At 35.9% G+C, this 23,445-nt stretch carries 21 protein-coding genes and 1 tRNA gene; 10 read left to right on the plus strand and 12 right to left on the minus strand.

Features of this window, described 5'->3' with window-relative positions; genetic code table 11:
- Nucleotides 1-27: 27 nt before the first annotated feature.
- Nucleotides 28-2,031: a transketolase gene (tkt, locus tag BMX49_RS11410; protein ID WP_034720876.1), complete on the minus strand. Its 2,004-nt coding sequence runs from the start codon at nt 2,029-2,031 to the stop codon at nt 28-30.
- Nucleotides 2,032-2,860: 829 nt separating this feature from the next.
- Between tkt and BMX49_RS11415 the strand changes: the two genes are divergently transcribed.
- The gene (locus tag BMX49_RS11415) at nt 2,861-4,513 is read left to right on the plus strand and encodes a phospholipase D-like domain-containing protein (protein ID WP_051803854.1); all 1,653 of its coding nucleotides are present in this window, start codon (nt 2,861-2,863) and stop codon (nt 4,511-4,513) included.
- A 165-nt stretch (nt 4,514-4,678) separates the two neighbouring features.
- Here the strand turns inward: BMX49_RS11415 and BMX49_RS11420 are convergent.
- Nucleotides 4,679-4,751 (minus strand) — tRNA-Met (locus tag BMX49_RS11420).
- Between the two features lie 89 nt (nt 4,752-4,840).
- On the opposite strand from BMX49_RS11420, the gene BMX49_RS11425 reads away from it, so the two are divergent.
- The 4 genes from BMX49_RS11425 (at nt 4,841) to BMX49_RS11440 (ending at nt 9,435) form a co-directional block, all read left to right on the plus strand.
- A complete protein-coding gene (locus BMX49_RS11425) occupies nt 4,841-5,452 on the plus strand; it encodes an L-threonylcarbamoyladenylate synthase (RefSeq protein WP_034720879.1) in 612 nt (203 codons plus the stop codon).
- Nucleotides 5,453-5,602: 150 nt separating this feature from the next.
- The gene (yaaA, locus tag BMX49_RS11430) at nt 5,603-6,361 is read left to right on the plus strand and encodes a peroxide stress protein YaaA (protein WP_034720883.1); all 759 of its coding nucleotides are present in this window, start codon (nt 5,603-5,605) and stop codon (nt 6,359-6,361) included.
- Between the two features lie 101 nt (nt 6,362-6,462).
- Nucleotides 6,463-6,861: an acyl-CoA thioesterase gene (locus tag BMX49_RS11435; protein WP_034720885.1), complete on the plus strand. Its 399-nt coding sequence runs from the start codon at nt 6,463-6,465 to the stop codon at nt 6,859-6,861.
- A gap of 66 nt (nt 6,862-6,927) precedes the next feature.
- Nucleotides 6,928-9,435, plus strand: a complete 2,508-nt coding sequence (locus BMX49_RS11440; protein WP_034720887.1) for a copper-transporting P-type ATPase — start codon at nt 6,928-6,930, stop codon at nt 9,433-9,435.
- A gap of 277 nt (nt 9,436-9,712) precedes the next feature.
- Here BMX49_RS11440 and BMX49_RS11445 read toward each other — a convergent pair whose 3' ends face one another.
- The 7 genes from BMX49_RS11445 to BMX49_RS11475 form a co-directional block, all read right to left on the minus strand.
- Nucleotides 9,713-10,690, minus strand: a complete 978-nt coding sequence (locus BMX49_RS11445; protein ID WP_034720890.1) for a polyprenyl synthetase family protein — start codon at nt 10,688-10,690, stop codon at nt 9,713-9,715.
- A 92-nt stretch (nt 10,691-10,782) separates the two neighbouring features.
- Nucleotides 10,783-11,667, minus strand: coding sequence for a YjiK family protein (locus BMX49_RS11450; RefSeq protein ID WP_034720892.1), 885 nt, complete (start codon nt 11,665-11,667; stop codon nt 10,783-10,785).
- A 109-nt stretch (nt 11,668-11,776) separates the two neighbouring features.
- On the minus strand, nt 11,777-12,502 hold the full coding sequence (locus BMX49_RS11455; RefSeq protein ID WP_034720893.1) for a YoaK family protein: 726 nt from the start codon (nt 12,500-12,502) through the stop codon (nt 11,777-11,779).
- Nucleotides 12,502-13,536, minus strand: a complete 1,035-nt coding sequence (gene rlmN / locus BMX49_RS11460) for a dual-specificity RNA methyltransferase RlmN (RefSeq protein WP_034720896.1) — start codon at nt 13,534-13,536, stop codon at nt 12,502-12,504. The genes BMX49_RS11455 and rlmN overlap by 1 nt, the downstream gene beginning before the upstream one ends.
- A gap of 115 nt (nt 13,537-13,651) precedes the next feature.
- The gene (locus BMX49_RS11465; protein ID WP_034720899.1) at nt 13,652-13,999 is read right to left on the minus strand and encodes a four helix bundle protein; all 348 of its coding nucleotides are present in this window, start codon (nt 13,997-13,999) and stop codon (nt 13,652-13,654) included.
- 96 nt (nt 14,000-14,095) lie between these two features.
- Nucleotides 14,096-15,145, minus strand: a complete 1,050-nt coding sequence (gene queA, locus BMX49_RS11470; RefSeq protein WP_034720901.1) for a tRNA preQ1(34) S-adenosylmethionine ribosyltransferase-isomerase QueA — start codon at nt 15,143-15,145, stop codon at nt 14,096-14,098.
- 195 nt (nt 15,146-15,340) lie between these two features.
- On the minus strand, nt 15,341-15,982 hold the full coding sequence (locus BMX49_RS11475) for a hypothetical protein (protein ID WP_034720903.1): 642 nt from the start codon (nt 15,980-15,982) through the stop codon (nt 15,341-15,343).
- A gap of 139 nt (nt 15,983-16,121) precedes the next feature.
- Between BMX49_RS11475 and BMX49_RS11480 the strand changes: the two genes are divergently transcribed.
- Nucleotides 16,122-16,670, plus strand: coding sequence for a hypothetical protein (locus BMX49_RS11480; protein WP_126337098.1), 549 nt, complete (start codon nt 16,122-16,124; stop codon nt 16,668-16,670).
- Nucleotides 16,671-16,753: 83 nt separating this feature from the next.
- Here the strand turns inward: BMX49_RS11480 and BMX49_RS11485 are convergent, their stop codons facing one another.
- From BMX49_RS11485 to BMX49_RS11495, 3 genes are all read right to left on the minus strand, one after another.
- Nucleotides 16,754-18,751 carry a S9 family peptidase gene (locus BMX49_RS11485; RefSeq protein ID WP_034720906.1) on the minus strand — a complete coding sequence of 666 codons (1,998 nt, stop codon included), beginning with the start codon at nt 18,749-18,751 and terminating at the stop codon, nt 16,754-16,756.
- 61 nt (nt 18,752-18,812) lie between these two features.
- Nucleotides 18,813-19,301, minus strand: a complete 489-nt coding sequence (locus tag BMX49_RS11490; protein WP_034720908.1) for a PH domain-containing protein — start codon at nt 19,299-19,301, stop codon at nt 18,813-18,815.
- A 147-nt stretch (nt 19,302-19,448) separates the two neighbouring features.
- On the minus strand, nt 19,449-19,793 hold the full coding sequence (locus BMX49_RS11495) for a phage holin family protein (protein WP_034720910.1): 345 nt from the start codon (nt 19,791-19,793) through the stop codon (nt 19,449-19,451).
- A gap of 129 nt (nt 19,794-19,922) precedes the next feature.
- Here BMX49_RS11495 and BMX49_RS11500 point away from each other — a divergent pair, with 129 nt between their 5' ends.
- From BMX49_RS11500 to BMX49_RS11515, 4 genes are all read left to right on the plus strand, one after another.
- The gene (locus tag BMX49_RS11500) at nt 19,923-21,473 is read left to right on the plus strand and encodes a M20/M25/M40 family metallo-hydrolase (protein ID WP_034721574.1); all 1,551 of its coding nucleotides are present in this window, start codon (nt 19,923-19,925) and stop codon (nt 21,471-21,473) included.
- A gap of 204 nt (nt 21,474-21,677) precedes the next feature.
- A complete protein-coding gene (locus BMX49_RS11505) occupies nt 21,678-22,115 on the plus strand; it encodes a DUF6526 family protein (protein ID WP_034720913.1) in 438 nt (145 codons plus the stop codon).
- A gap of 45 nt (nt 22,116-22,160) precedes the next feature.
- The gene (locus tag BMX49_RS11510) at nt 22,161-22,325 is read left to right on the plus strand and encodes a hypothetical protein (protein ID WP_034720914.1); all 165 of its coding nucleotides are present in this window, start codon (nt 22,161-22,163) and stop codon (nt 22,323-22,325) included.
- 10 nt (nt 22,326-22,335) lie between these two features.
- A complete protein-coding gene (locus tag BMX49_RS11515; RefSeq protein WP_034720915.1) occupies nt 22,336-23,445 on the plus strand; it encodes a DNA topoisomerase IB in 1,110 nt (369 codons plus the stop codon).

A 23,445-nucleotide genomic window follows, 5' to 3' on the forward strand; every position in this document is an offset into this window, starting at 1 on the left:
TTTATTTTTATGTAATCGATTTTAGTCTTACTTAGAAAGCAAATCTTTTGCTCTTTTCAAGACATTTTCTACGGTGAATCCATATTCTTTCATCACTTCATCTCCAGGTGCTGACTCGCCGAATGTATCGATGCCGATGACGTCGCCATCATCAGTGATATATTTTAACCAGCCAACTGATGAGCCTGCTTCAACAGCCAATCGTTTCCGTATATTTTTAGGAAAAACTTTTTCACGATACTCAGAACTTTGTCTATCAAATAAATTCCAAGATGGCATGCTTACCACTCGAGCGTTGATATTTTCTTTCTTCAACTTTTTCTGAGCTTGCATAATCAAATGAACTTCTGATCCTGTGGCAATCAAAATAAGATCTTTCTCACCATCACAATCGGAAAGGATATAAGCACCTTTTTCTAAATTTTCGGCACTTGCATATTTTTTTTGATCAATAATCGGAATTTCCTGACGAGTCAGCACAATACAAACTGGTCCATCTTTATGTTCAATTGCGACGCGCCAAGCTTGCGCCGTTTCATTAGCATCAGCTGGACGAATCACAGTCATATTTGGAACTGTTCGCAATCCAATCAATTGTTCAACTGGTTGATGAGTAGTACCGTCTTCCCCCAGCGCAATGCTGTCGTGCGTAAAAACCATGATTGGTCGGATTTTCATAATCGCAGCCAACCGAAGGGGCGGACGCATATAATCTGAAAATATTAAAAAGGTGGCTCCGTAAGGAATTAAAAAATTACTGAGCGCCATTCCATTCAAGACTGCTCCCATCGCATGTTCCCGAATTCCAAAATGGAAGTTTCGACCATCGCGGTGCTTCACTGAAAATGACTGATAATCATCAAGATTAGTTTCGGTAGAAGGAGCAAGATCGGCGGAACCTCCAATGAGCTGAGGGAGAAAATCCGCAATGGCGTTTAATGTTTTACCGGAAGCTTTTCTAGTAGCCAACTCTTCCCCAGCTTCAAATACAGGCAGTTTATCTTTCCATCCTTCGGGCAATTTACCTGTAGTTAGGTCTTCATATTCTTTGGCAAGGTTTGGATGACGTTGCTTGTATCTATTATATAGCTCGTTCCATTCTTGTTCCTTCTCTGCTGATTTTTTACCAGCTTGGTGATAAAAATCTAAAACCTCAGATGGAATGTCGAAATCTTTACCAGGATCAAATCCGAAATTTTCTTTAACCAAACGCACTTCTTCTTTGCCCAAAGGTGAACCGTGCGCTGCGGCAGTTCCGTGTTTATTTGGACTTCCATAACCGATGATACTTTTAACTTTAATTAAAGATGGACGGCTGGTTTCATTTTTGGCATTTTTAATAGCGGTCGAAAGAGCTTCTAGATCATTAATATCAGGAAGGTTTTGAACATGCCAGCCGTAAGCTTCAAATCTTTTGGAAACATCTTCCTCAAAAGTCAAATCAGTATCTCCTTCGATGGTAATGTTGTTGCTGTCATAAAAATAAATCATATTGCCCAAGCCGAGATGACCAGCGAGTGAGCAGCCCTCTGCGGTTATTCCTTCCATTAAGTCGCCGTCGCTGCAGATGGCATAAATATAATAGTCGAAAATATTGAAATCAGGTTGGTTGTAACGCGCTGCCATATATTGTTGCGCGATGGCCATCCCGACTCCATTGGCAAACCCTTGTCCCAAAGGTCCAGTCGTTACTTCAATTCCGGGCGTTAGTCCATATTCTGGATGACCTGGAGTAATACTGTGCAGCTGCCGGAAATTTTTAAGATCATCAAGAGAAATTTTGTACCCAGTTAAATACAGAAAACTGTACTGCAACATACAAGCGTGTCCACACGAAAGAACAAATCGATCACGATTGGCCCAATCTGGATTTATGGGATTATAGTTCAACACCTCCGACCATAAAACATGTCCTAACGGTGCCAAAGCCATGGGCGTTCCAGGATGTCCAGAATCTGCCTTTTGAACGGCGTCAGCACATAACACTCTGACGGTGTCGATACTTCTTTGGATTAAATTTTTAGGTTCCATAGGGTTGGATTTTAGGCGAGGAATTGTATATCTGTCTTTATACTAATGAATTTGCTTGAACAAGAATGGGATGTGATTTTTGATGATGAACATCTCTCAACGCCCATCGGAAGAGCTAATAGACCAAAAATGTATTCACAAAGTCCTTCAATATAAAAAAATTTGAAGCAGGATAATGGCGAATCAATTTTGATTTTTGACAATTAAAGGTAGTCTTAATCTCGCAAAGAGTACTACAAAATTTATGCTGAAATTTAACGTATTAATTGTTATTAAAACGGATACGAACCCGTATCAGATAAAATACGCGCATAATCTTTTTATCAAATTTGGAAAATTCAGAAATTCAATAATTGGTTAGACAAGATTTGTGCTTAAAGTAGGAAGTTTTCAAATCTGTAAGAAATTCCTGACGTACTTGAAACATGGATGATAATAATCAGTTTTCCTCAAAAAGTATCAATTGTTTAAAATTGATCTTGATATAATTATCTCAGATAATTATAAGTCTCAAAATACTAAGCAAATCTTAAACGACTTTATTTAAAGTAAGAAAAAACCATGAGATTACTTTAAACAATTTTTAACGAAACGTCCTTTATCATTAAGTTTATAACTATGACGTAGATTCACTGCAACATGTTCGATTAAAATTATTCTCGGATTAATTCTCGATATTAATTTTTTAATCATAATGCTTTATGAGGCACTAATCTGCAACATTATATCAGAAATGAAAAGTATTAATATAACGAAAATAGCCGGTAAATAGGTCATTTTTAATAATGTAAAATAGCTGTATGTTTACAATAACATTTAAATATTAATTATGAAGAAGCATTTACTCCTTTTCATTTTAGTGCTGCAAAGTATCGTAATCTCAAGCCAGATTTCCTTTAAAGAACGAGACTACAAAATTACTTATCATGAAAACAGCATCGACCTTAAGTTTGATTATCCAGTAACCGCAAAAGCGTTTAGCGGTAGATACCACAATGATGAAGTTGTTTTAGAAAATAAAATAACGAACCAATTGGTCTATACTTTAAAGGACACGCCACCAGGATCAATTATTAAGTTGAATTATCAGCTTTTAGAGGGTGAGAATACTGGTTTTCAAACAAGTTACGTTGCGACTGCATCAAAATCAACAGGAACGATTGATGTTTATTTTAATCACCCTGTGAATACCAGCTACAGCCAAGTGCAACATGCCGTTAATCTTGGGAACACCATGGTTGACAAGTTAGTAGAGTATATCAATGCTTGTACTACCACCCTAGATATTGCTATTTATAATACCTTTTCTCCCAGCCAAGAGACGGGAATTGCAGGTGCGATTAATGCTGCATTTGCAAGAGGTGTACAGGTAAGAATTGTTTACGATGGAGGCACTAACAATTCGATGCTGCCATTACTTAACAGCGACATTCAAAGAATTGCAAGTCCAGGAGGTCGGAATTACGGACTAATGCACAACAAATTTGTAATTTTTGACGCCAACCATAGCGACCCCAATAAACCAGTAGTTTGGACAGGTTCTACCAACTGGACAAAAAATCAAATCGATGGTCCAGATAAAAACAACTCCATCGTCATCCAAGATCAAACTTTGGCTCTGGGTTATCAAATAGAATTTGAGGAAATGTGGGGTTCGTCAACGTCAACTCCTATCCCTTTTAATTCCAGATTTGGGGCTTATAAATTGGACAATACTCCACACACCTATAATATCGGTGGGAAAATCGTGAACAGTTACTTTAGCCCTAGTGACGGTACAAATAGCAAAATATTAGAAACCATTAATAGTGCTAATACGGATATCAATATCGCCATCATGCTAATCACGAGAGAAGATATCAGTTCTGCTTTAGTTTCTAAGTTTTCCAATGATATAGTTTCAACGCAATTGGTGATGGATACTCAAAATCCACAAGGAAATCAAAAAGTGTATCTGCAAAATGAACTTGGTGAAGGACGAGTGAAAACCGACCGTACCACAGGCGTAATGCACCACAAATTTATGGTCGTGGATAATTATAATAGCAACTCGGATCCAATGGTCTTAACTGGTTCTCATAACTGGAGTTTAGGTGCTGAAACTAAAAATGATGAAAATACCTTAATCGTCCACGATTTGAATATCGCGAACCAATACTATCAGGCATTTGCGTATTTATATGAATTGTCTGGTGGAACGATCGTTAATCCTCTAGCAGTTATTGATAATCAAGTTACAGCCAGCAAATATCAAATTTATCCTAACCCAAGTAATGGAATCTTTAACATTAAAAGTGAAAGAATTATTTCCGGAAATAGTGACGTAAGAATTTACGATACTACTGGCCGAAAAATCTATCAGCAGAACTTCGTCAACTTCAATACAGCGAAGATTGATTTAACAATGCAACCAAGTGGCGTTTATTTCGTCAGCATCAGTAATGCTTCGGGACAGAGTCATCTTAAAATTATTAAGCAGTAAGCAAATAGTTATTAAAAATAGGGAAAGCCAAACAGCAGTGTTTGGCTTTCTTTTTTGAGCTTGTAATTTAAAAGTATTATGCGAAAATAATCAAAAATTAAAAACACAAAAGCTTGAATTGACTCCACAAAAAAAGAGAACCATCAAATGATTCTCTTTACTTAGTAGCGGAGACACGACTCGAACGTGCGACCTCCGGGTTATGAGCCCGACGAGCTACCTACTGCTCTACCCCGCGTTATTGTGGTGCAAATATACAACTATAATCCAAAGTTCCAAATTTATCACTAAAATATTTTATTCATCTTATTTTTAGTAAATTTGTATATGGCAAAAATTCTAAAAATATATCCAGACAATCCCCAGGAGAACCTAATAGACGAGGTCGTTCACACCTTAAAAAATGGTGGGTTAATCATTTATCCTTCCGACACAGTATACGCGTTAGGTTGTAATATTTTTGATATTCGAGCCATGGAAAAGCTGGCAAAAATCAAAAACATCAATTTAGAAAAAGCCCATTTTTCAATCATCTGCAACGATTTGAGTCATCTCTCGGAATTTTCTCGACCAATTACGACCAGTACATTCCGATATTTGAAGAATAATATTCCGGGTCCTTTTACTTTTATCTTAGAAGCCAACAAGAGTTTGCCACTCGCCTACAAAGGCAAAAAGACCGTCGGGATAAGAGTTCCTGATCATATCATCCCACAGATGATTGTTGAGAAATTGGGACATCCTATCGCTTCTACTTCGATTAAAGATGATGATGAGGTTATCGAATACTCTACCGATCCAGAATTGATTGCTGAAAAATATGATAACCTCGTTGATATCGTCATCGCTGCTGGTTATGGCGATAATATCGCTTCCACAATTGTTGATTTAACTTCTGGTGAGCCAGAAATTCTACGTCAGGGAAAAGGGGAATTGTAAATTGTTTTTTCGGGCGTCTTAATCCGTCCTCCGTTCCCGCTTTATTTGCTGCACAATGTTTCGCAAATAAGAGCTCCACTCAGACCGGGACGCAATTCCAGCTTCTTTAAAAACATCAGTTTAAATACTAACAGCCCTAATTTTTTAAAAATGAAAATCATATCCTCTCCAGCAAAATTAATGAATATCGAAAATTCGAGTAATTTTTTGAAACCAACCCAACCCCACTTTATTAAAGAAGCTGAATTAATACAAGAAACTTTAAAAAAGAAATCTCCCAAATATCTGATTGAGCTCATGGAAATATCAACCAAACTCGCTGATGAAAATTGGGAAAGAAATCAAAACTGGACAGCAAAACCTTCATCGAAGGAAGCTGCTCCGGCTTTAATGGCTTTTAGTGGCGAAGTGTACCGTGGTTTAGATGCTCAATCGCTGGATGAAAAAGCCATTAAATATCTTCAGAAAAACTTTCGAATGCTTTCTGGGTTATATGGATTGCTCAAACCTTCTGATCTGGTAATGCTTTATCGCCTAGAAATGGGTCGGAAATTTAAATTTGAAGGTCATAAAAATCTGTACGAATTTTGGCGAGAAAAAGTAACTGAGCAACTGAACAGTGAATTAAAAATAAAGGATTTGGTTTTAAATCTGGCCAGTAAAGAATATTTTAAAGTTATTGATCAAACCAAAGTAGAAGTACCGATTATCGATTTTGATTTCTACGATTATCGAGAAGGCAAACTAAAAACCATCGTAGTTTACACCAAACATGCGCGCGGATTGGTTGCAAGATACTGTGCTGAAAACGAGGTGAAAACTTTAGATGAAGTTAAAGCCTTCAACCTCGAAAATTATCGCATTGACGAAAAACTTTCTACCGAAACCAAACTCGTTTTTACACGCTAATTCAATTATAAATAAAGTTTCTACTTTGATTTGAATCAGGAGATTTTGCTATAAAAATTTCCTTTTCAAATGAATACCGATAAAATTAAAGAATAAACAACATGAACTATCATACTCGAAAATGGATTAAACCGGAAGATTTAAATCCAAATCATACGCTTTTTGGAGGCAGACTTCTTCAATGGATTGACGAAGAAGCTGCACTTTATGCGATTGTACAATTAGAAACTCCGCGGTGCGTCACCAAATATATTTCGGAAATTAACTTCATCAGTTCTGCTAAACAAGGCGATATTATTGAAATTGGAATTGAAGCTACCGATTTCGGAAATACATCAATCACCTTAACGTGCGATGTTAGAAACATGATGACGCGTCAAACGATTATTACCATTGATAAAATTATATTTGTAGGTGTAAATCTCGACGGAAAACCGACCAAACACGGAAAAACAAAAATCGAATTTGTTGCTGACCGCTTAAAGAATGAAGACTCGTAAAAGTAAAGAAGCAAATATTCTCTCAATAATAGGATAAATTCCTATGACTAAAATTTAAATTACAAAATGTCCAATTCCAATATTCCTCCGCCCGAACGGATTTCTCCAAGTTCCGTCTATTATTGTCCGATGGAATGTGAAGGTGAAAAAGTATATTTCACGCAAGGAAAGCGTTGTCCAACGTGTAATATGTTCCTCGTTCCTATTGAGGAAAGAGCAGATTATCAAAACAAACCGCAAACTTTTTCAAAGACTAATTTGCCTGAAAGTTTCGAAGAGAAAATTGGCGAATACTTTTGTCCAATGTTTTGTGAAAGTGATAAAACCTACCCTTCTGATGTCGGTTGCCCAGTTTGTCACATGCATTTGGATGTTATTGATGAGCAATTGGTAATTAGTAATAAGCAAGCCAATACCATCACTGATAACTCAATACTTATTACTGATAAAAACGCTGGAAAGTATTATTGTCCCATGTTCTGCGAAGGTGAGAAAGTTTATGATTCTAATGTAGGTTGTCCGATTTGTGGAATGGATCTAGTTAAAATTCCAGAGAAGGGGGAAAAAGATGCTGGCGATGACACTTATAAATTGCTAAGAAATAAGTTTTTAATTGCCTTAATTTTCACTGTCCCAATCTTCATTTTATCAATGGGCGGAATGTGGATTAACTTTCCGTTCTCCCAAAAATTTCAGGGGATTATAGAGTTGATTTTATCAATTCCAGTCATTTTCTACGCGGGTTGGTTCCTGCTTAAAAGAGGATTTGTATCCTTTAAAACCTGGAATCTCAATATGTTCTCACTGATTGCCTTAGGTTCTGCAGCTGCATTTCTTTTCAGCCTCTTGGCTTTATTCTTTCCGGAAATATTACCGCATGAAATCTCCCACGACGGAAAAGCTCCCCTTTATTTTGAATCAGTTGCGGTCATTCTCACTTTAGTGATCATGGGCCAAATGTTAGAAGCAAGAGCGCATCAAAAAACTGGAAAGGCAATTGAAGAATTAATGAACCTTTCCCCTGACGAAGCTAATTTGATTAGTAATAACGTTGAAAAAAAAGTTCCACTTTCTGAAGTAAAAATTGGGAACCTATTAAGAGTAAAACCTGGCGAAAAAATACCGGTTGATGGAAAAATTACCGAAGGTAATTCCAATGTAGATGAGAGCATGATTACAGGTGAACCAATTGCGGTAGAGAAAAGTGTTGGCATGCTGGTGACTTCGGGAACAATTAATGGCAATGGATCATTTTTAATGAAGGCTGAAAAAGTTGGTGATGAAACATTACTTTCTCAGATTATTAAAATGGTAAACGATGCCAGCCGAAGCAAAGCACCGATTCAGAAATTGGCAGATAAAATATCGAAGATATTTGTTCCGGTTGTGATTGCAATTTCAATTTTGACCTTTATTTTATGGCAAATCTTCGGTGGAGAAAATGCCTTTATTTATGGTTTAGTTAATGCTGTGGCCGTACTGATTGTGGCTTGTCCCTGTGCCTTAGGTCTCGCAACTCCGATGTCTCTGACCGTTGGAATTGCCAAAGGGGCAAAGAATGGAATCCTAATTAAAAATGCAGAGGCACTTGAACAAATGCATAAAGTAAACGTGCTAATCACTGACAAGACAGGTACCTTAACAGAAGGAAAGCCGAAACTAGATGAAGTGATTAATGCTGAAAATATTGAGCAATCACTTATATTAAAATTAGCGGCTTCTTTAAATCAAAATTCTGAACATCCACTTTCGAATGCGGTTTTAACTAAATTTAAAAAAGATAATCAGGAATTTTTAAAGGTAGAAAACTTTGAAAACATTTCCGGGAAAGGAGTAAAAGGTTTGATTGATTCTGAAATCGTTTTACTCGGAAATTCAGCACTTTTAAAACAATTTGATATTGCAGTTCCAGAATCTTTAAGACAGAAAATTACTGAAAACGAAGACCAAGCAAAAACAATTTCTTTTTTAGCAAAAGGAAATCAAGTGTTAGGGTTTCTCACTTTCTCCGATAATATAAAAGCAAGTTCTAAACGAGCCATTCAATATTTACAGGATAACAATGTAGAAGTGGTCATGATGACGGGCGATAACGAGCATACGGCAAAAGCTGTCGCGAAAGAATTGGGCATTGAGAAGTTCTTTGCAAACTGTCTTCCTCAAGATAAATTGGCGGAGATTAAAAGACTTCAAGCAGAGGGAAAAATCGTCGCAATGACGGGTGACGGCATTAATGATGCTCCAGCTTTAGCACAATCTAATGTTGGAATCGCAATGGGAACTGGAACGGATGTCGCCATCGAAAGTGCGGAAATTACTTTATTGAAAGGCGACATTTTAGGAGTCGCAAAAGCGAAAATTTTGAGTGAAAAATTATTGAAGAATATTAAGGAGAATTTATTCTTCGCCTTCATTTATAACACACTGGGAATCCCCGTTGCAGCGGGCTTACTCTACCCTATTTTCGGAATTCTGATGAGTCCGATGATTGCAGCGGCAGCTATGAGTTTTAGTTCGGTCTCGGTGATTTTAAATTCACTACGATTGAATGGTGTCGATTTGAAAATTAAGTAATACTTAAACCACAAAAGCCACAAAAGTTTTTTTTATTTTTTTGAAGAATAGATATAAGTCCTACAAGTTCACAAAAACTTTTAGGTTTTGCTTTTAAAATAAACTTTGAGCTATCAAGTTCAATATCAAAGTTTAAATCACTTTGCGAAACAAAATGTATTATCGTACGAACAAGAATTTGAAAAGGAGGAAGTTTAATTTCGGAAGAAAATCGTACTAACCGTAGCTTCTTAATCGAAATCTTAGTAAATATTTATAAGAAAAAAATGCGGAAAGATTAAAACTTTCTCTCGATCACGTAATCGAGCATTAACTGTAAGGAATGTTTGGCTTCGGAGTCGGGGAATTCAGACAAGATATCTTTAGCTTTTTGTTGGTATTGTTTCATCTTGTCAACAGCGTAATCTAAACCTCCAGAATTTTTCACAAACTCGATTAATTCTTTTACTCTTTTCTGATCGTTGTTGTACCGTTTGATAGAATTGAAATAATACTTACGGTCTTTGTGAGACGCGGTATTTAAAGCGTGAATCAAAGGCAAAGTCATCTTCTTTTCTTTGATGTCAATTCCGACAGGTTTACCAATAATTGTGGTGGTCAAATAATCGAACAAGTCATCTTTAATTTGAAAAGCCATTCCCGTATGCGTACCAAATTCCATCATTTTTTTGGCTAATACTTCATCATCGCTGGTAGAAAGAACGCCGATTTCGCAACAAGCTGCAATTAGAGTAGCAGTTTTTTGCCTGATGATTTCATAATACACTTCTTCGGTAATATCCAACTTTCGGGCTTTCTCAAGTTGTAACAATTCCCCTTCTGCCATTTCACGGATGGTTCTGGAAATCACGGCCAGCAAATCGTAATCTTTATGATCGGTCGAAAGTAAAACGGCTTTTGATAGTAAATAATCACCAACTAAAACTGCAATTTTATTTTTCCATAAGGCATTGATGGAAAAGAAATTTCGACGTTTAAAACTTTCATCAACCACATCATCATGAACCAAAGTCGCGGTGTGAATCAGCTCAATCATAGAAGCGCCACGAAAGGTTTTCTCCCTAACGTCGCCCACTAATTTTGCACAGAGAAAAACAAACATCGGACGCATCTGTTTTCCTTTGGTGGTCACGATAAATCGGGTAACCTTGTCCAAAAGCGCTACATTGCTCTGCATCGATTCGTAAAACTTCTGTTCAAAAAGTTTCATCTCTGCATTGATAGGTTGTTTAATTTCTTCTACGATGTTCGACACGAATAGGTGATAATTAATTAAAATTTACGAATACTTGCAAAGATAATTATAAATAAAGAATATTTTGGAATTTAAAAAGTACTCCAGTTGATTTATTTCAGTTTATCGGCGGGAATAAAATACAAGTAAGGTTTTACTTTGATCATTGGTAAAATAAATTCTTCACCTGAAATGTAAATCCCAGTTTCGTCAACGGCAATTCCCTCGATTTGACCAAGACTTAAAGAACTTCCGAGATAATATTTACGTGGTTTTGTACTAAAGAAAATGCCAGGTTCTGATTCTTTAAAAATAGTTAGAAAAACTTCGGCTTTTTTAGTGTATCCGACTAAATATAATTTTCTGTCAAAATAAGCAGCATCTGTGACGACATAACCTGTGGCAAAAGATTCTACTTTCTCGGCAGGCTGGTTTCCCAAAACATTTGGGTCGACAATGTAATGCGTGGTTGCTCTGGCAGCCCATTCCTTCGTGAACACATGAATTTTTCCATTTAGGAAAATCATGGCTTCTGCATCGAAATTATTGTTAATGTTTTTAGGACTGAAATCTTGCTGTTCTGGATAGTAGAAAGGAATTTCCTGAGCGTTATTAATGCCTGAAGTTCGAGAAACGCTGTCAAAAGGAATTTTATGGATTACCAAATCTTTTCTGACGCCCACATTATTTCCGAAATCGCCAATATAGATATTCAATGAATCTGAGGTTATCGCTTCCCAATCTTTATTAATCAAAATGGTTTGAAAAACGTTTTCAATTTTTCCTGTGTCTTTGTTAATTTCAAAAATTTCAGAACTGTTGCCGCTGTCGTTAATCGTAAAAAGTCTGTTATTAAAGAAATCTAAGCCAGAATTCTCACTGATGGAATCACTTAAGACGGCAGTTTTGTACCTATTCAGTTTGAACCACTCGTAATCTTGCTGAGCCGAAAAACTTAGAGAGATAGTTATAGAAAGTAAAATAAAAAACTTCTTCATTGATTATTTTTAACAGTTAAGCGAATGCTAAATAATTAGGAGGAATCCCAGCACGCGACAAGCTCAGGATTAATTCAGGTGGAATTGTCTGCTTAAATAAAACTAATTATCATTGTCTTCTTCGTCTTCGCCTCATTAAGAGAAATTTGATTTTAATAAAATCATACAACAAACCGCCTAATAAAATAACGGAACCCAGAAGTAGCGACTGAATGCCGAAATGATCAAATAATATTCCACCAGAAACGCCGCCGACAAAGAACATGAAGATAATGGTCAGTCTTAATTTTATCGACTTGATTAATCTCCGCTTGTGAAACTTGTCTTTATAGAAAAAAAGTTGCGAAAATTCGATGCCCATATCAGTGAAAAGTCCAGTTAAGTGGGTGGTTCGAACGATTGATTTTGAAATACTGGTCACCAGCGAGTTTTGCATTCCCATGGCAAAAAGCAAACTGTACACAATAATATCGGGATCTGATTTAATTAAATAATTGCCGGTAAAGGCAATGACAGCTAGAATTAATGCTTCGCCGACGATTGGTAAAATGTAAGTTTGGCTCTCGCGGATTCGGGAATAAGTTTCGACCATAAAATTGGCAGAGAAAGCGCCCAGGAAAAAGAAAATAACAAAAAGGGCAAAATGAGAAGCATTTTCAAAATTTAGTTTGAAAACTTCGTCGACGAAAAACGCAAAATGTCCCGTAACATTGGTGGTTAATTTGTGCACCGAGAAAAACCCAACAACGTTCACCAGGCCTGCTACAAATGAAAGTACCGACGCAATGGCAAGGTTATGTTTTGGTGTTCTGGCTTTACCGAGGTGAGAAAACATTACTCACTGCTTTTGTTGGCGAGTTGACCGCAAGCTGCATCGATATCGCCGCCACGACTTCTTCGGATTAAAACGGTGATGCCTGCTTTTTCTAATTGGCGAACGTAATTCTCTTCTGCTGATTTATTGCACTGGTCGTATTTTCCGTCACCGATTGGATTGTATTGAATTAAATTCACCTTGCTCGGAATTTGTTTGCAATAGCGAATTAAAGCTTTTATGTCTTCATCTTCATCATTAATTCCTTTCCAAACGCAGTATTCGAAAGTGATTATATTTCCGGTTTTTTCATACCAATATTTAAGGGAATCCATAATATCAGTCAGCGGAAATTTATCGGAGAACGGCATAATGTCGTTTCGCTTTTTCTCAATGGCAGAATGTAAAGACAGCGCTAAATTGACACGAATTTCTTCATCAGCCAACATTTTAATCATCTTGGGAATTCCGGAAGTTGAAACCGTTATTCTTCTGGGAGACATCCCTAAACCTGAAGGTTCGGTAATTTTTTTGATGGACTCAACGACATTTTTGTAATTCATCATCGGTTCGCCCATGCCCATAAAGACAATGTTTGAAAGAGGCCGGTCGAAATATAATTTACTTTGTTTATCGATTAATGCTACTTGGTCTACAATTTCTGCGACTTCGAGATTTCGCATTCTTTTAAGTCGGGCCGTAGCACAAAACTCACAATTCAGCGAACAACCAACTTGAGAAGAAACACAAGCTGTAGTTCTAGTTTCGGTCGGAATTAAAACAGATTCTACCATGAGGCCGTCGTGTAATTTCACGCCATTTTTAATGGTTCCGTCTTTTGATCTCTGAAGCTGATCTACCGAAATCGGATTGATCATATATTCCTGCGAAATACGGTCTCTTAAGTCTTTTGAAAGATTGGTCATCTCGTCAATCGAATGCATGTTTTTGCTCCACAACCAATCATAGACTTGTTTTGCGCGAAAAGGCTTTTCGCCTAATGAGACGAAATATTCCTGTAATTGTTCGAGTGATAGAATTCGGATGTCTTTCATAATTATAAGAGCCAAGTAAAAAGTAAAAAGAGCCAAGTTTTACAAATGAATGTTAATCACTATGGCTCCTTTATTACTTTCACTTTTATTTCTAATTTTTAAAAATGTTATTTTTTCATAACTTGGTGTTGTTCACTATTGCACCAAAAATATTTTTTAATTCAATACTTTCAACTAATAATTTAGTCAGTTCGATATCTTCCTTTTCATCGAGTGCTTTAATGACTCTAAGCCAATAATTAGATTCTCTAGTTTCCCGTAAGGAAATTTTAACCTTGTTTTTAAAATCTGCTTTTGAAGATCCCGCCTGAGACTCTTCGCAGTTCGCTCCAAGTGATGTTGATGATTTTCCTAGTTGATATCTGATTAATTTATATTCAGGATCAGTAGGAAGTTTTCTAAGAAACTTAAGACAATTGATTCCAAACCAGAAAGTTCTTTCCAATAAATCATTCTTTTTCATAGTGAAATGCTTTGAATAATTAAAGTTAGCCTTTCTAAATCATAAACAATCTAATTTTTACTTGGCTCTTTTTACTTGGTTCTTTTTACTTAAATCTTAGATGATCAACATGGCATCACCGTAAGAATAGAATTTATATTTATGCTTAACCCCTTCTTCGTAAGCACGCATCAAGAAATCTTTTCCTGCGAATGCTGCAACCATCATCATTAAGGTTGATTTTGGAGTATGAAAGTTCGTGATCATACAGTTGGCTACACCAAAATCGTGTGGAGGGAAAATAAATTTATTCGTCCAACCGTGATAAGGTCCGATTTTTCTGTTAGAAGAAACTGAAGTTTCGATGGTTCTCATCGTCGTAGTTCCTACGGCACAAACTCTTACGCCATCTGCAACTGCTTTATTAATAATATCTGCATTTTCCTGCGTAATAATGGCTTCCTCAGATTCCATTTTATGCTTTGATAAATCCTCTACTTCGATCGGGTTAAAAGTTCCCAAACCAACGTGAAGGGTAATTTCAGCGAATTCAATTCCTTTGATTTCTAATCTTTTCATCAAATGTCTTGAGAAGTGCAAACCTGCAGTTGGCGCTGCTACAGCTCCTTCATGTTTTGCGTAAATCGTTTGGTAACGTTCTGCATCAGATGCTTCTACTTCTCTTTTGATATATTTTGGAAGTGGAGTTTCGCCCAGTTCTTTCAATTTTGTGCGGAATTCTTCGTAAGAACCATCATACAAGAATCTCAAAGTTCTTCCTCTTGAGGTCGTATTGTCAATGACTTCTGCCACTAAACCTTCATCTTCTGTAAAGAATAATTTATTTCCGATTCTGATTTTACGAGCCGGATCTACCAATACATCCCAAACACGGGTTTCTTTATCTAATTCTCTTAATAAGAAAACTTCGATTTTCGCGCCGGTTTTTTCTTTGTTTCCATATAATCTTGCAGGAAAAACTTTGGTATTATTAAAGATAAATAGATCTTTCTCATCGAAATAATCCACCACATCTTTGAAAAATTTATGTTCAATAGTTTGTGTCGCACGGTTAAGAACCATCATTTTGGCATCGTCTCTGTGTTCTGCTGGATATTCTGCCAAGAGTTCTTCTGGCAAGTCAAAGTTAAAATGGGATGTTTTCATTCTTTTTAAATTACGGTTTAAAAATTAGATCCGAAAAACGAAAATTTTCGGAGTGCAAATATACGACATTGAAAAGGCAAAGTCAAGTAAACAGCACTTTTAAAAATATGCTGCTCTACTTAAGAATATTTAAAGCTAAGTTTTAGTAATTTTAAAATTATAGATCCATTAATTGTTAAAGAAAAACGATGGTTATCATTTCAATTTATTTGGAAGCGTAATTCGAAGATCAACATTTTTATGTTCCTTTAAAACAACCTCACAGGTGAAATTTTTATATTTTTCTACGGCTTTTGACACGATATAATTTCCAAGTTTAGAAACATTATCATTCTTATGGTATAAGTGCGTGAATTCTGAATGGTACAAAGGAATTAAATTTTTGTTAGATTTTTCTAAAGTTAGGATTTGTACAGCAGCAGGATTTTTTGCTCGTTTTGACTGATAGACTTTCAGCGACACAACTTTTGGAGTATTCGCCGAAATTTCAGCAAATTCATATCTATAATTTTTCGGTGAGATGGAAGTTTGTAATTTAGCGGTATTTAAATAGGTGAACTCAAACCTGATCGCACCGTTCACCTTTGTTTCCTGTACCGAAAAATTGTGCGCTAAATTTTTTTTATAATCGTAGAGCGTTGCATTCAAATCATCCTCCGTTTTTCTTAATTTTAAATAATAAGAGAAATCATCAGAGTTATTGAACGTCACCGTTTCCTTCGTGGTTTTATTTTTAGAATTGGTACTTGCGTATTTCGTGAGAAAATCAAATTGGTAAGTTTGACCGAAACCCAAACTAAAGAAAACTAGTAATAAGAAAGTAGAAAATTTTCTCATGAATTAATTGATTCTAATTGTTCGACTTCATTCTCTTTTTAAATTAAATTTGAAGCTCTGAACAAATATATTACTTTTGATTTCGTTTATTACTATTGGAATGATAAATGCAACGTCTTTAAAAATAAAAATTGTTACTATGAAAAAGTTATCGTTACTGACAGGAATTATGCTGATGTTCTTCTTAACAAGTTGTCGAGACATTGTCAATTCTGTCTTGGATGCCTTGCCCCCGTTTGATGTGCCGTTCAGTACTAATTTAGATCTGCCGTTCGCAAGTGTCAGCACCACCACCTATACCCGAACTCCTGAAATACCGATGAATATTGATCTTAATGCAAAGATTAAAGAAAACAATCCCAATTTCTCCATCAACAATTTAAAGTCGGTGAAGTTGAATACCTTGAGTTTGGATTATGTAAGTTCTCAATTGGGCAATAAATTAGATGTCATTAAAAATGCCAAGATTTACGTAAAAGCTCCTAATCAAACGGAACGCTTAATTGCCTACGCTTATGACAATACCAATCCGAATACCATTACATTTACTTTGACTGATGAGGAAATTATAGAATATTTTAGAACGAGTCAAAATTCTTTAATTATTGAGATCATGGCCAGCAAGGTTACCGCAGATCAGATTAAAATGAAAATGAATTCTGGATTTAAGATAAAAGTGCAATTATAGAAAAGTAAAAAGACCGAAATAAATTTCGGTCTTTTTTTATGCAATCAAGAAGATTTCTATTTTCTTGTTTTTTTGTCAAATTTCTATAAAGTTTCCTTCAACCAATCAAAGAATTCTCTTTGCCAAACCAAACCATTTTGAGCATTTAAAACCCAGTGATTTTCATTTGGAAAGTAAAGAAATTTCGCTTTCAAACCTTTCAGTTTCGCAGCTTGAAAAGCTTCCTGACCTTGCTCATAAGGAACTCTATAATCAATTCCACCTTGAATAATCATCATTGGCTTATTCCATTTATTTACGTAATTCGAAGGATTAAATTCGGTATATGATTTCGGAATTGGCTCATCATAAGGCGAACCTCCTAAATCCCATTTTGCGAAAAACAGTTCTTCCGTTGTTAAATACCAAGATTTCATATCAAAAAGGCCATCATGTGCGATGAATGTTTTGAAACGGTTTTCGTGAATACCAGCCAACATCATGGCGCTATAACCACCGTAACTTGCTCCAACAACTCCCATTCTATCGCCATCGACGTAAGGTAAAGTCTTTGCGTAATCTGCAGCGGATAAGTAATCCTGCATAACTTGTCCGCCCCAGTCTTTCGAAATATCTTCATTCCATTTTGTTCCCCAACCTGGCATTCCTCTTCTGTTTGGCGCTACAACGATATAGTCATTCGCAGCCATCAAAGCGAAATTCCAACGAACGCTGAAAGACTGTGTTAAAGCAGATTGCGGTCCACCTTGACAATATAATAAAGTAGGATATTTTTTAGTCGCATCAAAATTCGGCGGATAAATAAACCAAACGCCCATTTCTTTACCATCCGTGGTTTTCACCATTTTTAGTTCCGTTTTGGAAGGAGTAATGCTTTCGTAATTCTTTTTATTCACTTCCGTCACTTGCTTCATGGAACCATTTTTCAAATCAACAACAAACAAATCTGGATTGTGATTCATATCGTTTCGGGCAACGAGCAAAGAGTTTTTAGTCTGAGCATAAATGCCATTCAAATCAAAATCACCTTTGGTAATTTGTTGAATTTTAGAGTTTTTAGGATTCAAAGAAAACAATTGTTTTGTTCCTTTCCAAGCGGTGGTGAAATAAACATTTTTAGAATCCTGAGACCAGAAAACTGAGCCAGTAATACTTTCATCCCAATCTTTAGTAAGATTTGTCGTTTTACCGGATTTCCATTCCATGATTTTCAAATCATTTTTGTCGGCTTCATAACCGTCTCTCTCCATCGACATCCAGTATAAATACTTTCCGTCTGGTGAAAACTGAGGTGAAACATCATATCCTTTATTACTTTCGGTAAGGTTTTTTAAAGTCCCACTTGCCAAGTCGTACGCATAAATATCCGTGTTCGTTGAAAACGCATATTCAGAACCACTAAAAGGTTTTGTAACATATAAGAGTTGACTAGAATCTGGCGTGAAAATAAAATCTTCCGTTCCGCCAAAAGGTCTTTGCGGCGAGTCCCAAGCTTTTCCTTCTAATAAATCTTTGGCTTTATCGGAAGTTTCGGAAGCATTTACCACAAAAACGTGGTTGTATTTTCCTTCATTAAAATAATCCCAATGACGGTGATTTAAGTCGGTGTAAATGTGAGCAGTTGATTTGGGAACATCAGCATATTTATCTTTTCCCAAAACTTTTTCTACCAAAACTTCTTTGCTAAAAGCAATCTTTTTTCCGTCTGGAGCGATAACGATATTGTCAACTTTTCCAACAGTGTAAAACTCAGTCCAGGTTTTTCCGGCATCTTTAGAAAGATAAATCTGCTCTCCTTCTTGGGCGTAAATTCCGTTATCATCCCATTGAATTAAAGATTTCTTACCTAAATCTAAAGCCGTTGCTTCAGAAGTTTTAATATTAAAGAAATAATTTTTCTTGTTATTCTTCTCCGTTTTCAGATCAGTTTTACCAATACTGTAAATAAGGGAATTTTGATCAGGAGAAACTGCAGAAACTCCAATTTTATTGAGTGTCCATAAGGTTTCCGGCGTCATTACATTCTGTGCATGCATTAGAAATGGTGCTGCTAGAGCGACTAAAGTATGTTTTATTTTCATTAAAATTTATTTAAGATTAGCTGATTACAAATATAGAAATTTAAGAAGAAAAGTAGTTTTGTTAAATCATTTCACCCTTCCGCTGCTGAACTTCCTTAACAAATTCATCTGGATTCTCCGGACTAATCATATAGACTTTGCCGGACTTTAAAATGATCTTTACCTTTTTATGCGTATTGGTTACATACCACAAATCTCCGCCATTAAATCTACCGAAATATCCAAACAGTCCACCAATACCAAACGTTCGAAGATTCAAGCCGATTTTTTCAACGTTTTCCAAAGTTTCAATTTCATCAATGCTGATAAGGACGGAACCAAAGAGATTTTTAATTAAAATTTGATCGTACGAAACGGCTATTCTTTTCGGTATAAAACCATATGCAATCAATATGGCGCCATACATTAATACAAAACTTGTGATTGAGATAATAGGTTTTGGCGGTTCGAAGAAAAAGCTTGAGATCGGAAATAGAATCAGAAATAACAAAACAATAATCGTTATCGTCTTCGTCATTCCATCCATTTTTGCGGTCGTGAATTCTTTCATAGTATTCATTATTAAAAGATATGCGAATTATCAGTCAGTGTATAATCCATGAAGATTCCTCCATATAATATTAGGATTTCACCTTTTCATATATTTAAAAAGCGGTTCAAATAATCGAACCGCTCAGAAATTTTTCTGTTTTAAAGTTTACTTGTCGGAGGAAATTACACCATTAAGTAAAGAGGTAATTAAGGACAATGCAATACTGAAAATAAAAGCCCACCAAAATCCATCGACCGACATTCCGCTTACAAATTTTTCAGCGAGCAAAATCACTAAAGCATTAATTACTAAGGAGAATAATCCTAAAGTAAGAATCGTTAGTGGCAAACCCAGAATCTTTAATATTGGCGTTACTACCAAGTTTAAAATTCCTAAAATCAAGGCAAATATTAAGGCCGATCCGAACCCATCGAAATGAACGCCACTTAAAATTTTTGTCAGTAAAAAGGCAACACCAGCCGTTACCAAAAGTCGGATAATTAAATTCATAATCTATTTTTTTATAAAATTAAAAAATTAAAGTGACTAAGCAAGAACTTCTGCACTATTTTGTTTTCTCCCATGAATAGAGAGTTTATTATTTCAAATTTTATTATCTTCATCGCAAAAATTATATTAATGAAGAATTACGCTAAATTATTGATGATTTCTACGGTTTTTGCGGTGAGTTTGACCGCGCAAACCAAGGATCAAATGGTAAAATCCATCATGGATGAAACGTATCAAAACTCACAACTTGAAACACTAGCCTACGAATTGATGGACGATATCGGACCGCGTTTGGTCGGAAGTCCGAAAATGCAGCAAGCGCATGACTGGGCTGTAAAAAGATTTCAAAACTGGGGGATCGAAGCACAAAATGAGCAGTGGGGAGAATGGAAAGCTTGGGAAAGAGGACCTTCATCCATTGAAATGGTTGCTCCTTATTCGAAATCTATCGAAGGAATGCAATTGGCTTGGAGTCCATCAACTTCTGCAAAAGGGTTAACCGCTGATGTCATAATGCTTCCTCTCTTTAAAAATAAAGAAGAATTTAATAGTTGGCTTCCAAAGGTAAAAGGGAGATTAGTGATGGTTTCGCAATATTTGTCAAGTGGAAGACCTGATTACAACTGGAAAGAATACGCGACTCCTGAATCCTTTGACAAAATGAAAAAGGAAACTAGCGATGCTGCTGACGAGTGGAGAAAATCAATCGCTGTAACTGGCGAAACGTCCAGAACCTTAAATGAAAAATTAGAAAAAGCGGGTGCTGCGGGAATTGTGTCTTCTTATTGGTCAAGAGGATTTGGCGTTAATAAAATTTTCTCCGCGAATACTAAAAAGATTCCAGTGGTTGACATTTCTTTGGAAGATTACGGCCAGTTATACCGAATGATTCAACACGGGAAAACACCAAAATTAAAAATCAATGCACAATCGAAAGATAAAGGAACTGCGTCAACTTTCAATACGGTTGCAGTCATTAAAGGTTCTCAGAAACCTGAAGAATTTGTAATCCTATCTGCGCATCTTGATTCTTGGGATGGTGGAACTGGCGCAACCGACAACGGAACTGGAACCATTACGATGATGGAAGTTGCCAGAATTCTAAAAAAGAATTATCCTAATCCTAAAAGAACAATCGTGGTGGGACTTTGGGGAAGTGAGGAGCAAGGTTTAAACGGTTCGCGTGGATATGTTTGGACACATAAAGATCAAATGCCCAACGTTCAAGCAGTCTTTAATCAAGATAATGGAACTGGAAGAATTGCCAATATTAGCGGACAAGGATTTCTACATTCTTATCATTATCTAGGACGATGGTTAAGCGCCGTTCCGAACGATTTAACTAAAGATATCAAAACTACATTTCCTGGTTTCCCGGGTGGTGGCGGTTCTGACCACGTATCGTTTATTGCCGCTGGTGCACCATCATTTATGTTGGGTTCACTCAACTGGAGTTATGGAAATTACACCTGGCATACCAACAGAGACACTTATGACAAAATCGTTTTTGATGATGTTAAAAGCAATGTCGCAACGATTGCCATCTTAACCTATATGGCAAGTGAAGATCCTGAAAAAGCTTCTTCTGAAAAAATTAAAATGCCAACCAATTCAAGAACTGGAGAACCAATGATGTGGCCAGAAGTAAAAGAACCAACAAGAAAAGGTGGTTTAGATTAAGCAATTTTCTGATTGATTTAAAATCAAACACCAATAATTAGCCGGTAATTTCTAAAGCGTTTAACGTTTACGATTTTATCGGCTTTTTGTTTTATTTCCTAATAATGAGCAAGTGCGTTACATTTTAATCTTCGAAAAAGGTCTGCTCAATCATAAATTGCAAGTGCTGTTTAAGATTGGTTAACTTTTTGATGGGAAATCTTTATGAAAAATCAAAACTACGAGAACCATAAAAAATTCTATCCACCACATCATTTTATTTATCTTCCACTTCTCTTTATTTTACAAATTGTAGGCGTTTGGAAAATTTTTAACGATGAACCCAATCAATTAATTTGGATTTTATTTTCGGTTATTATTTTTCTATTTCTATACATGGCTTTAATGTTACGACAACATTATGCACTTGGAAATCAAAATCGAATTGTAAGATTAGAATTTAAATTAAGATATTTTGAACTGTTCGGAAAAAGTTCAGATGAAGTAGAATCAAAACTTTCATTTGGTCAACTTTCTGCGTTACGTTTTGCTTATGATGATGAATTCAAAGTTTTATTAGATAAAGCAATTCAGCAAAATATTTCCGGTGATGAAATTAAAAAATCAATTACCAACTGGAAAGCTGACAACCATCGAGTTTAAATTACAAATTACAATAATCATTAATTAACCTTAAAAAATAATATTATGAAAAAGTTTACCTTATTAAGTTTAGCAGTTTTTGCAATGCTTTCATTAACAAGTTGCGATACGATCGGAACTATTTTCGAAGCCGGGATGTGGTGGGCGTTCTTTTTAGTTGGAGCCGTCATCGCCGTAGTGCTTTGGTTATTTACAAGAGGAAAAAAATAAAAAAACAGTTATGAAAACAACAGATCCTTCATTGGAACTTATCACCAAAATAAGTCCTTCAAAAATTTTGAAAATAATGAAGGATCCTGAGAAGTCTGCAACGGCAGTCAATTTAATTTATACCAACGATAGCGAAAATCAAGGAATCGCTCGTAAAAAAAGAGGCAAAAAATTCAACTATTTTTCTGGCGAACAAAAGATCAAAGATCAAGAAGAAATTCAGCGAATCAATCAATTGGCAATTCCACCTGCTTGGGAAAATGTCTGGATTTGCGCACTTCAAAATGGACATTTACAAGCTACCGGTATTGATGCAAAAAAACGCAAACAATATCGTTATCATACCGTTTGGAACGCTTTGAGAAATCACACCAAATTCTATAGAATGTTACAGTTTGGTGAAGCATTGCCGAATATCCGATTACATTTAGAGCAAGATCTGGCTCATCGAAAATTAGACAAACGAAAAGTTTTGGCTTTGGTCGTTAGTTTAATGGAAAGAACCAACATTCGGATTGGTAATAATATTTACGAAAAATTGTACGGGTCTTTTGGTCTTACAACTCTGAAAGATCAACACGTAGAAATCAAAGGTCAAAAAATTCAGTTTTCTTTTAAAGGGAAGAAAGGAGTTTACCATGACATCGATTTGAAGAACGCGAAATTAGCAAAGGCAGTGAAGAATTGTCGCGATATTCCAGGAAAAGAATTGTTCCAATTCTATGATGATGACGGACAACGCCATCCTATTGAAAGTGGAATGGTCAATGACTACATTAAAGAAATCAGCGGTGAAAACTTTAGCGCAAAAGATTTCCGTACTTGGTCAGGAACTGTGAATGCATTAATTGCGTTTAAAGAAATTGAAGCCCAAGAAAGCGATGATAATCAAAAGACTAAAATTAAAAATGCCATCGAAATGGTGGCCTGCGAACTAGGAAATACGAGCACGGTTTGCCGAAAATACTATATTCATCCTTTAGTAATCAACCTTTATGAAAATGATTCTATTAAAAAATATTTAAAAGAATTAGATGAAATCGAAGTTGATGATGGTAAAGCTGGTTTGACGAAAGAGGAATTGATTGTAATGAAAATTCTGCAAAACGAAAAACCGTAA

The sequence above is a fragment of the Kaistella antarctica genome, from assembly GCF_900109615.1.
Classification (GTDB): domain Bacteria; phylum Bacteroidota; class Bacteroidia; order Flavobacteriales; family Weeksellaceae; genus Kaistella; species Kaistella antarctica.

Bases quoted from the DNA above. Each gene is read 5' to 3' on its own strand.
- tkt (WP_034720876.1), bottom strand. From the start codon at position 2,031: ATGGAACCTAAAAATTTAATCCAAAGAAGTATCGACACCGTCAGAGTG.
- BMX49_RS11415 (WP_051803854.1), top strand. From the start codon at position 2,861: ATGAAGAAGCATTTACTCCTTTTCATTTTAGTGCTGCAAAGTATCGTA.
- BMX49_RS11425 (WP_034720879.1), top strand. From the start codon at position 4,841: ATGGCAAAAATTCTAAAAATATATCCAGACAATCCCCAGGAGAACCTA.
- yaaA (WP_034720883.1), top strand. From the start codon at position 5,603: ATGAAAATCATATCCTCTCCAGCAAAATTAATGAATATCGAAAATTCG.
- BMX49_RS11435 (WP_034720885.1), top strand. From the start codon at position 6,463: ATGAACTATCATACTCGAAAATGGATTAAACCGGAAGATTTAAATCCA.
- BMX49_RS11440 (WP_034720887.1), top strand. From the start codon at position 6,928: ATGTCCAATTCCAATATTCCTCCGCCCGAACGGATTTCTCCAAGTTCC.
- BMX49_RS11450 (WP_034720892.1), bottom strand. From the start codon at position 11,667: ATGAAGAAGTTTTTTATTTTACTTTCTATAACTATCTCTCTAAGTTTT.
- BMX49_RS11455 (WP_034720893.1), bottom strand. From the start codon at position 12,502: ATGTTTTCTCACCTCGGTAAAGCCAGAACACCAAAACATAACCTTGCC.
- rlmN (WP_034720896.1), bottom strand. From the start codon at position 13,536: ATGAAAGACATCCGAATTCTATCACTCGAACAATTACAGGAATATTTC.
- BMX49_RS11465 (WP_034720899.1), bottom strand. From the start codon at position 13,999: ATGAAAAAGAATGATTTATTGGAAAGAACTTTCTGGTTTGGAATCAAT.
- queA (WP_034720901.1), bottom strand. From the start codon at position 15,145: ATGAAAACATCCCATTTTAACTTTGACTTGCCAGAAGAACTCTTGGCA.
- BMX49_RS11475 (WP_034720903.1), bottom strand. From the start codon at position 15,982: ATGAGAAAATTTTCTACTTTCTTATTACTAGTTTTCTTTAGTTTGGGT.
- BMX49_RS11480 (WP_126337098.1), top strand. From the start codon at position 16,122: ATGAAAAAGTTATCGTTACTGACAGGAATTATGCTGATGTTCTTCTTA.
- BMX49_RS11485 (WP_034720906.1), bottom strand. From the start codon at position 18,751: ATGAAAATAAAACATACTTTAGTCGCTCTAGCAGCACCATTTCTAATG.
- BMX49_RS11490 (WP_034720908.1), bottom strand. From the start codon at position 19,301: ATGAAAGAATTCACGACCGCAAAAATGGATGGAATGACGAAGACGATA.
- BMX49_RS11495 (WP_034720910.1), bottom strand. From the start codon at position 19,793: ATGAATTTAATTATCCGACTTTTGGTAACGGCTGGTGTTGCCTTTTTA.
- BMX49_RS11500 (WP_034721574.1), top strand. From the start codon at position 19,923: ATGAAGAATTACGCTAAATTATTGATGATTTCTACGGTTTTTGCGGTG.
- BMX49_RS11505 (WP_034720913.1), top strand. From the start codon at position 21,678: ATGAAAAATCAAAACTACGAGAACCATAAAAAATTCTATCCACCACAT.
- BMX49_RS11510 (WP_034720914.1), top strand. From the start codon at position 22,161: ATGAAAAAGTTTACCTTATTAAGTTTAGCAGTTTTTGCAATGCTTTCA.
- BMX49_RS11515 (WP_034720915.1), top strand. From the start codon at position 22,336: ATGAAAACAACAGATCCTTCATTGGAACTTATCACCAAAATAAGTCCT.